The 6,118-nt window shown below is 63.6% G+C and carries 4 protein-coding genes and 1 pseudogene; all 5 read left to right on the top strand.

Features of this window, described 5'->3' with window-relative positions:
- Positions 1-706: 706 nt before the first annotated feature.
- Positions 707-895 (top strand): annotated as a pseudogene (locus QZY44_RS12690) (DUF1156 domain-containing protein); the annotation flags it as partial.
- An 849-nt stretch (positions 896-1,744) separates the two neighbouring features.
- Positions 1,745-3,949: a hypothetical protein gene (locus tag QZY44_RS12685; RefSeq protein ID WP_295446741.1), complete on the top strand. Its 2,205-nt coding sequence runs from the start codon at positions 1,745-1,747 to the stop codon at positions 3,947-3,949.
- 100 nt (positions 3,950-4,049) lie between these two features.
- Entirely contained in the window at positions 4,050-4,295 is a 246-nt protein-coding gene (locus QZY44_RS12680) for a type II toxin-antitoxin system prevent-host-death family antitoxin (RefSeq protein ID WP_295446739.1), read from the top strand.
- Positions 4,292-4,459, top strand: coding sequence for a hypothetical protein (locus QZY44_RS12675; RefSeq protein ID WP_295446737.1), 168 nt, complete (start codon positions 4,292-4,294; stop codon positions 4,457-4,459). Before QZY44_RS12680 ends, QZY44_RS12675 begins: the two co-directional genes overlap by 4 nt.
- A gap of 65 nt (positions 4,460-4,524) precedes the next feature.
- Complete coding sequence (locus QZY44_RS12670; RefSeq protein ID WP_295446735.1) at positions 4,525-6,024, top strand: SNF2-related protein; 1,500 nt, start codon at positions 4,525-4,527, stop codon at positions 6,022-6,024.
- Positions 6,025-6,118: the final 94 nt, after the last annotated feature.

Below are 6,118 nucleotides of genomic sequence, written 5' to 3'. Positions count from 1 at the left end.
CGCTGAGCCGGGTCCCCTGCGCACTGAGCCGGGTCCCCTGCGCACTGAGCCGGGTCCCCTGCGCACTGAGCCGGGTCCCCTGCGCACTGAGGAGACTCCGACGCGAGCCCATGAAGGTCCCATGCGTGCCCAGGAGTTTCCCATGCGTGCGCAGGAGCTTCCCATGTGCGCGCAGAAACTTCGCATACGTGCGTAGGAATCTTTCCTACGCGCGTATAAATCTTTCCTGCGCGCGCATATGTCGTTTTTTCTCGACTCCATAAGATCAAGATAATAAATGATTTTTTGCGTTCCATGTGAGTGGTTCACGCGCCTACGCACGTAGGAATGTTTCCTGCGCACGTAGGAATTATTTATACGCGCGTAGGAATGACTTATACGCGCGTGGAAATGTCTCCTGCGTGCGCAGGAACGTCTGCTACGCGCGGAGGAATGTCTCCTGCGCGCGTAGGAGCTGCCCATGCACCCGCAGGAACCCTCCACGCACGCGCGGGAGCTGTCATTGCACGCGTAGGAACCCTCCGCGCACGCGCAGGAGCCCTGATTGCGGGCGCAACCATTCTCTGGCAGCGTGCAGCCAGCTTGGGTTAGCGGCGCGACGGCCAGGCCCCATCCGCTGGTCTCGCGTCAAGCCCAGTGGCGGCTACCTGCAAGCGCCGGCCTATGGGATACTGACCCCGTTCGGTATGGGCTTTGAGGACTTGCGATGGAAGACACCACAGACACCCGCCTGATCGAGGCCGGATTTCCCTGCCACCAGGTTGGGGCGGAGACGCAGCGGGAGCAGAGCGTCGGGCTCCAGCCGCCGGTGAACCGCCTGCATGTCTGGTGGGCGCGTCGGCCTTTGACGGCGAGCCGCGCAGCCATCCTCTCCTCCCTACTGTCGGCCGGGACCGACCCCGAGACCTTCATCCGTCGGCTCGGCATCAAGCGCGTTCAGGCATTGGTCCATGGCGAGCCCTGGACCTTGACGGGCAAGCTGTTGGAACGGATCGAGTTAAGGGCGGGGCGCCAAGTGCTACCAGTCGATGCGGTGGTCCAGCGCGCTTACCTTTTGGAGCAACAAACTCGGGCACTTAATCGTGATCTTGTCGCCAGTCTAAGGGCACAGAGACCAGACCTTGCAGCAGACCCGGTCCTTCAACGCTGGGAGCAAGATAGCCGCGCTCTTCCGGAATCGCCACCCGAGGAGGGCTGTTCCTTAGCGACGGTGATTTTGATGGGAGATCCTGCATGGGCCAACGAGAAGATGGCCTTTACCGCGGCTAACTCAATCAGTTTTCCTGGAGACGCTTACGGATACGCTCGGGCCTTTTGCACTGCTGTTCCCTATACGCCTTCACCCATAGTGGTTCTCGATCCGACGTCTGGAGGCGGATCGATTCCTTTCGAAGCACTTCGGCTCGGACACCGGGTCATCGCGAATGACCTAAATCCGGTCGCAGCCGCAATTCTGCATGCCACACTTGATTTTCCCGCACGGTTCGGCACTAGGTTGCTCGCTGCAATCGATACCTGGGGAAGTCGCTTGCTGCGCGAGGTGGATGAAGCTAATTCAGCACTTTATGCGGACGGGCAGCCGTTGCCGTTGACGCAACGGAGTGACCTTGAGAGATTGCTTGGTCCTGGTAATCAGGGCCTCATTGGTCAGTTCGATTGCGAACACATCCAGGATTACCTCTATACCCGCCAAGTTACCTGCCCTCATTGCGGCAGCGAGGCGCCACTTCTTAACACCTGTTGGTTGTCAAAGGAAGCCAGCGACCCCTGGGGGGTGCGGATCATCGCAGAAGGCGGCAAGGTCAGATTCGAAACCCATATAATAAAACATGGCCGCGGCCCCCATGGTGAGGACCCGAACGCAGCAACCGTCAATCGTGGCACCGGACAATGCGTCCACTGCAAGCAGGCTATCGACGGCGAAGAAATCAAGCGCCAGGCGCGTGCCGTCGCCAAGCACCCGACCCCGATGGCGGACTGTCAGGACGGGTGGCAGGACCGGCTCTATGCCGTGGTCGCTGTGCGCCTGGTGCCGAAGCTCGACAGCAAGGGCCAACCACTGCGCTACACCTCAGGCGCCCGCAAGGGCGAGATCAAGACCACCAAGGTCCGCTACTTCCGCCCGCCGAACCAGCGTGATCTGGACGCCTTGGCCGAGGCCCAGCGTTGTTTACAGGCCAAGTGGGACGCCTGGGACGATCAGGGCCTGATCCCGACGGAGGGCATTGACCGTTGCTCCAACTACGACCGCGGACATCGGATGTATGGTGAAGAACGCTGGTGTGACCTGTTCACCCCGCGTCAGTTGCTCGGGCACCTGACCCTAACCGAGACGCTGAACCGGCTCAAGCCGGAGGTCTTGGCGGAGCTTGGGCCTGATCGTGCCAGGGCGGTGATTACCTATCTGCAATTCGCCATCGACAAGGGGATGGACTATAACAGCCGGCATACGCGTTGGGAATATACGCGAGGCGTCGTTAAAGGCACCTTCAGTCGCCATAACTACGCGATCCAATGGACCTTCGGCGAAATGATTTTCTGCGGTGCAAACTCCGGGGCCGCCTGGGGTCTATCGCAAGTTGTCGATGCATATAAAGGAATTGCAGAACTGGTGGAGCCAGTGCACCGACACACCCAAGGCAATCTGCCTCTGACCATTCTTAACCAGCGCGGCGACTATCTGCCACAGGTTGAAGCGGGCACGGTCGATCTGGTTTGTATGGACCCGCCGTATTACGACAACGTCCTCTATGGGGAGCTGTCCGATTTCTTCTATGTCTGGCAGCGGCGCACCCTCGCCGACTTATATCCAGGCCAGTTTATTCGGCGTTTGACGGACAAGAAATCGGAAGCGGTAGCAAATCGTGCCCGGGACGGTAGCGGCGCGGCGGCTAAAGATGCCTACGAGCAGATGATGCAGGGCATCTTCCGGGAGTGCCTCCGGGTATTGAAGGACGACGGCCTCTTCACCCTGATGTTCAACCACAAGTCCCAAGACGCCTGGGAGACCCTCACCCGCTCGCTGATTGATGCCGGCTGGGTCATCACCGCCTGCTTCCCGGTGGAGTCCGAGGGCGAGAACTCCACCCACCAAAAAGACCTGGCCGCCGCCGCCAGTTCCATCTTTCTCTCCTGTCGCAAGCGCCCGGCCCAGGGCACTGAGGCCGCCATCTGGGAGAGTGCCTTCGGTCAGATCGGCATCCGCCACCAGATCGAGGCGGCCGTCCGCCAGGGCCTCACCGACTTCGCCCCGCTGCGCCTCAACCCGGTGGACGAGATGGTCGCGAGCTACGGCAAGGCGCTCCAGGTCCTCTCTGCCCACTGGCCGGTACAGGACGGCGATGACCTGGTGAGCCCCGTCAAGGCCATGAACGAGGCCAGCCGCGTGGTCTCTCAGGGCCGGGTCAGTCAGATCACCAAGGGCAAGGTCCGGGTGGAAGACCTGGACAGCGAGACCGCCATGGCCCTGACCATCTTCGGCATCTGGGAACTGTCCGAGGTCGCCTATGACGACATCCTGAACCTCTCCCGCTCCTTGGGCATTGCCCTCGACGGCAAGCCCGGCGGTTACCGGGTCCAGGACCGGGAGATCGGTATCAACCAGTCCGCCGGCACCCGTGGCCGCAACCCGATCGCCACTGGGGGCGCGGACGGCTACCAGGCCCCCCTGATCCGCAGCGGTTCCAAGCTCCGCCTGGCCCTCCCGGAGGAGCGCCACGCCGCCCGCCTGACCGACCCCCAGACCGACTGGGACCGCCTCCAGGGTCTGATCGCCGCCTACCGTGAGGGCGATATCCCGGTCGCCCGCGCCTATCTCCAGGAGCACGCCGCCGAACGCGCCGAGCGTATCCTCGACCTCCTGGAGGTCTGGGCCGCCGAGGCGCGCTCCCCGGACCTCAAGCGCCAGGCGCGCACCGCGCTCTTCGGGCTGCGCGGGGCGGCCGGGTAACAGGGTGGGCGGCCCGGTGATCCGCCCATCCGGATTGTCGATGCGATACGTCGCCTAGACTCGCCCCACACCCGTGGGCACCGAACGACTGGAGGCATCTATGAACTGGCAGCTTCAAGAACGACAAGATCGCTTGAATCAAGTGGTGGAAGAGGCCCTGCGCGTCGGCCCCCAGGTGATTACCGCCAACGGCGAGGAAACCGCGGTGGTACTTTCCATGGAGGAATATCGCCGACTCACGCCGCCGACTGACAACCTGGCCGACTTCCTCATGAAGTCGCCGTTGCGCGGCAGCGGTATCCGCATCGAGCGCGACCAAGATCTCGAACGGGACCTGAGCCTGTGAAGTTCCTGCTCGACACCAATGTGGTATCCGAGTTCGCCAAGGAGCAGGTGAATCCTGGCGTACTGATTGCCGCCGTCGGCTTGAGTCGCGGCATGATCCTGGTAACCAGGAACACCGCCGATTTCAAGCGCACAGGTATCAAGCTGCTGAATCCTTGGCAGTAATCCTGATGCTTACCCAAGAGGGGATGACGATGCGGCTTAATCGGATGCTTGGGTAGCGGCGCCGCATGGGGAGCACCGACACGCCTGAGTCGTTCCAGCAGCGCAGCTGGGAGCCCCGCTATCGCAGCACCACCAGCGACGTGCTTCACGACTTCTACATCCCGGCCCTGCGTTCCAGCGTGCGCTATGACCGGGTGGCCGGGTACTTCCGTTCGACCTCGCTGGCCGCGGCCTCCCAAGGGTTCTCGGCACTGATCGAGCATCAGGGCCGAGTGCGGCTGGTGGCGGGCGCCGACCTGGACCCCAAGGATGCCCAGGTCATCTTCGATCACCAGGACGGCGGGCGGCTCGCCGAGACGCTGCTGGCGGCGCTCGCCGATTCTCAGGATCAGCCGGAACCGGTCGCGAACGGCCTGGGTCTGCTCGCCGGGATGCTCAAGGCCGGCTGCCTGGAGCTGCGCGTAGCCCTGCGCCGCCATCGCAAGACCGGCGCGGCCATCCCCTACAGTTCCCGCGTGGACGGCTATGTCCACGAGAAATGGGCCGTCTTCTATGATGCGCAGGGCAACCGGCTGATCGCCGAGGGGTCCCTGAACGAGTCGCGGACCGCCCTGCTGATCAACGCCGAGAACATCGGGGTACACTGCGACTGGTGGGGTACCCGCGAGGCGGCCAGGGCCGACAGCTACGCGGCCGACTTCGAGGCCATCTGGGCCAACCAGGACCCGGGGCTCTATGTGGTGGACCTGCCCCAGGCGGTGCGCGAGCGACTGATCGAGATCGGCAGCGCCGTGGCGCAGCCGAAAGAAATCGACGGCTCCAGCGCGCACCCGCCGCAGGTCCCGCGGCCGACGGCGCTGGAGTGGCTCAAGTTCGCGATCCTGCGCGAGGCCCCGCGGATGCCCAACGGCCGCTTCGTCGGCATGGCCACGGCCCCGGTGGAGCCCTGGCCCCATCAAGCCATCGTGGCGCGCCGGTTGATCGCCTCCTACCCCTACAGCTTCCTGCTGTGCGACGAGGTCGGTTTGGGCAAGACCATCGAAGCGGGTCTGGCCCTGCGCTCGCTGATCCTGTCCGGACTGGCGCGGCGGGTGTTGATCGCGCCCCCCGCGAGCCTGGCCCGGCAGTGGCAAAGCGAGCTGGCGACCAAGTTTTTCCTGCCCTTCGGCCGGGCGCTTTCCGGCCCCCAGGTTCGGCACGCCTACCTGTACCCGATCGAGGAACAGATGCCGGCCAAGTCGGTCTTTGCGCCGGCATTGGTCATCGTCTCCACCGGGCTGGTTCGCCGCAAGGAGCGCCAGCGGGAGTTGGCGGCGCAGACCTGGGACATCGCCCTGGTCGACGAGGCCCACTACGCCCGCCGCAGCAACTCCACCGCCGGACTGGTGGTGCAACCCAAGTACGGCGACCTTTACCGGGCGGTCAACCAGACTTTGCGAGCTCAGACCCGTGCCCTCTGGCTCGCCACGGCGACCCCCATGCAGCTCGACCCGATCGAGGTCTACGACCTGTTCCGCCTGACGCGGCGGGTCAGTGTATTGTGTCCTTCCGGCAAGCCTGCATGAAATTCCGTCCCTGGCCCGGTAGCGTGGGAGCCCCGTTTTTCATGATCCGGAGGCTCCCTGATGTCACTCCCACCCCCCGCTGCTACCGATCTGG

It is taken from the genome of uncultured Thiodictyon sp., from assembly GCA_903837595.1.
Lineage (GTDB): Bacteria > Pseudomonadota > Gammaproteobacteria > Chromatiales > Chromatiaceae > Thiodictyon.
This window is presented reverse-complemented; position numbering and strand designations above follow the sequence as displayed.

Excerpts from the sequence above, each read along its gene's own strand:
- QZY44_RS12680 (WP_295446739.1), top strand. The coding sequence starts at position 4,050 with ATGAACTGGCAGCTTCAAGAACGACAAGATCGCTTGAATCAAGTGGTG.
- QZY44_RS12670 (WP_295446735.1), top strand. The coding sequence starts at position 4,525 with ATGGGGAGCACCGACACGCCTGAGTCGTTCCAGCAGCGCAGCTGGGAG.